This window comes from Sinomonas sp. (assembly GCF_051955515.1).
GTDB lineage: Bacteria > Actinomycetota > Actinomycetes > Actinomycetales > Micrococcaceae > Sinomonas.
Genome location: NZ_JBQCGQ010000308.1, coordinates 1 through 3,444, shown reverse-complemented (window position 1 = coordinate 3,444; position 3,444 = coordinate 1). Strand labels below are relative to the sequence as shown.

The following is a 3,444-nucleotide window of genomic DNA, read 5'->3' as shown; positions in this document are numbered from 1 at the left end:
CTTGGCCGGATTTGTCGTTCAGACCAGCGGTTCAGGGACGGCTTCGGTCTCCTCGGCGCAAGCGTACGGCGGATCCTCCTCCGCCTATCTGCATACGACGTCGGAACCAGGTTCAATGGCGAATATCTCGACTGTCTTGCCCCCCGGCACTCGCGAGGCCTACGCCGATGCCTGGTTCAACATCACGCGCGCAGGCCTCCCCGCCGACAACATTCCCTATTTCCGTTTTTTCTCAGGAAATACTCGCTTCGCCGATACCTATCGGGATAACGACAACGGCCAACTGTGGCTTCGAGTTCTCACACCTCGCGGGTCGTTCACCTACACGCCCCTCGGGGAATCCAGCGTCTCATTGAATGTCTGGCATCACATGGTGATGCACGTCAGTCCCAACGGCAGCTCAACAAAGATAGAGGTGTGGTTTGACGGTGCCCAGGTCTATTCCAATGCCCACGTAGACACCGTCACGTCCTCAGTGACCCGAGTGCAGAACGGCGCCGAGCATTATGCCCAAATGGGCGACGAGTACATTGACGATCTCATTGTGAAGAGCGTGACAAATTGAGCCGAACCTTAACCGCGACTGAACGCGCAGCCGAACCACAGAAGAGCCTGAGCTTCGACATTCACGGACTGGTCGCAGTCCGCGTTGAACCGGGAACGCCGGGCGAGGCGCAATTGCGTGACATGCTTTCCCCCTTCGTCGGCGATTCAAGCGCAGCGAGACAGCTGCGAGTCGGAGCGGACATAAGTCATTTCACGCCTCAGTCCCACGCCGAAGATGCCTACCGGTACACAGATGAATCCCTGTACATCCCCGAAGACCGAGTCCAAGTGAGCCGGACGGACGAGGGATACCGCGTAGAAGGCCGGGGCGAACTTCTCACGGCCGTGATTCCCTTGCTGGACCGCTTGTGCGTTCAAGAAAATACCGCGATGGTGCATGCCGCCATGGTGGACTATCAGGGGGCCGGCGTACTTCTTCCGGCCTGGGGAGGTGTGGGCAAGACCAGCACGGTGGCCAAGCTCCTCGCCCTCCCCGGAGTCGGATTCATGGCGGACGATTGGGGGTTCCTCGGTTCTGACGGAACACTCCGGAGCTACGCCAAACCGATGTTCATCAAGCCACATCACCGGGCGATCTATCCCGACCTTTTCCAAGGCACCCGGAAACCACTGGCGCCGGGCTGGATGACTCCGACCATCTCCCGACTCGCAACAGCGGTCCATCCCGTGATCGTCCGGTACCCGCGCACCGCGTCGTTCACGCGGCGCTGGTCCCCGGAGCATCGAATGGTGCATCCCGAGGAAGTCTTCGGGCCGGAGAGAATCTCGTCAGCAGCTCCCGCACGACTGGCCATCTTCTTGGAACGCTACGACGGTTCAGATGCCCAGCTCGAGCCCAGCAGCGTCGAATGGATGACCTCCCGGATCGTCGGAAACTTCCATTCGGAGCTCCCGATGGTCTCGCGTCGCTTGATCGAGGCGATGGGGGCTACGGGCCTCGTGCCCCTGCAAGAGCACTTCGGCGAGAAGGCCGCGGTCGTCGAACAGGCACTCCAGAAGGTGCCCTGTTGGCGGTTGCGGCTGCCGGTTTCCTGGTCCGCCGACCAGGCGTCGGACTTCGTGTGCCAGATAGTTCGTTCGACTTTGGACCGGTAAGGGAGCCCGCCATGGGTCAATCGCCCGAGCTGGATGTCTCGGTGGTTGTTCCGGCACGCAACGCCGCGCAATGGCTCGCCCGCTGCCTCGAGTCGATCAATAGCCAAGATCCGCGGGAAGTCATCGTTGTGGATGGCTGCTCCACTGACGCGACCGTCGAGATTGCCCGTTCATACGGTGCTCGAGTCATTTCGGACGAGGGACATGGGCTCCCGGCGGCTCGAATGCAGGGAGCCCGGACAGCTGTCTGCGGAATCGTCGCCCTCATTGATTCGGACGTCGTCATTCCTCCTGGCGCCTTGGCCAGGCTGCTGCGCGAATTCGAGGAGGGCGGTTTCGACGGCCTGCAGTTCGGGCTCGTCAGCGAAGCAGACGGGACCGGGTACTGGGGTGAGGCTCTCGCATGGCATCACAACCACAGCCGCGTCCGCTCCTGGTTTGGCGTCTGCGCAACGCTCATGCGGCGGGACGTGCTTCTGCAGACGAGCTTTGACGAATCCTTCAGTTCCGGGGAAGACATCGAGCTGCGTCTACGGCTGGAGAATGCGGGCCGCAAGATCGGCGTTTCCAGGACCACGATGGTGGGCCACCGCTTCGCGGACACGTTCGAATTTGCCCGCGACCAGTGGCTTCAAGACGGAACCGGTCTGGGCTTGACGATCCGCAAGCACCCCCTGCGCGGCGGTTGGCTGTTGCTGCTGCCCCTCCTGGCGACGATCCGCGGCGTCGCTCTTTCGTTGGCGAAGGCGCCCCGTTTCCTGCCGTACTGGCTGTGTTTCCTCGCGTACAACTACCGGGCCATGGCGGCGGCTCTCCTCCGCCCTGATCCTCAGGGCCTCTCGCTCAGCGGAAACGCGGTGTGGCTGTCCGCTGCCCGCGTGGCGCCTATGGTGGCCGGGTTCCTCTTCTGGGGCCTCGCCGCCTTCCTGCTGCCACCAGCGCAACTTGGCTTGGGTTCCGCGGTTGTCTCCGCCGCCCTGCTGACGGTTCAGCTCGCCATGCTGGGCGTGGGGCCTGCCACCCTGACGCTCTTCCCTGCCCAGGCCGACGGCGGGCGCCGACTGATTGCCACGAGCCTCCTTATCGTCGGCATCTCGTCATTGATCGGAGCCGCTGTGCTGGCCGGCATCACGTGGGCGCTCGGCCCGGGCGTTGGCGAAGCCTGGAATGATCCGGCGGCGCTGTCGGTCTTCCTGATGGCTGCCGTTTTCGCGAGCGCCGCGTACCAGCTCGACCACATTGGAGTGGCTCAGTCTCGCGCCGACCTCGCCATGTTGCGCAGTCTGCTTCAAGGGCTGGTGCAGCTGGGGGTCCTGGTGATCTTCCTCGTGATTGGCTACCGGACTCTGACCGCCGTCGTTGCTGCCTTCGCGACCGGCGCGGCAGCAAGCGTGCTGCTTGGAATGCGCCAGATGAGCCGCGCCGGCTTGCGGCCGCATTGGAAAGAAGGCATGCGGCTCTCCGAAACCTGGAGCGTCTTGAGGCGGGGGCTGCCCAATCACGCCCTCATGCTCGCCGATCGGGCGCCGGGTTACCTTCTGCCCCTGATCTTGGCGGCGACCTTGAGCGCCTCGGCCACGGCGTCGTGGTACATAGTCTGGATGCTGGCTTCGGCGGTCTTCTTCGTCCCGCAGTCCGCGGGTTACTCGCTCCAGACCAAGCTCGCCGGTCCGCGTTCGGGGCTGTTCTTGGTCCGAGGCGCGCTGCGCATCAGTTTCGCGCTCACGGTTGCCGCGGGCGTCATCCTGCTCGGCGCAGGGCCGCTGGTGCTGGCCGTGATCG

The 3,444-nt window shown here is 63.6% G+C and carries 3 protein-coding genes; all 3 read left to right on the top strand.

Going from position 1 to position 3,444, the window contains the following annotated elements; genetic code table 11:
- The coding region (locus ACTHL9_RS18400) for a hypothetical protein (protein WP_440520711.1) at positions 1 to 565 on the top strand (565 nt) is incomplete at its 5' end.
- A 371-nt stretch (positions 566 to 936) separates the two neighbouring features.
- Positions 937 to 1,662: a hypothetical protein gene (locus ACTHL9_RS18395; protein WP_440520710.1), complete on the top strand. Its 726-nt coding sequence runs from the start codon at positions 937 to 939 to the stop codon at positions 1,660 to 1,662.
- Between the two features lie 11 nt (positions 1,663 to 1,673).
- Positions 1,674 to 3,444: glycosyltransferase (locus tag ACTHL9_RS18390; RefSeq protein ID WP_440520709.1), on the top strand; the 1,771-nt coding region annotated here is incomplete at its 3' end.

Excerpts from the sequence above, each read along its gene's own strand:
- ACTHL9_RS18395 (WP_440520710.1), top strand. The coding sequence starts at position 937 with ATGGTGCATGCCGCCATGGTGGACTATCAGGGGGCCGGCGTACTTCTT.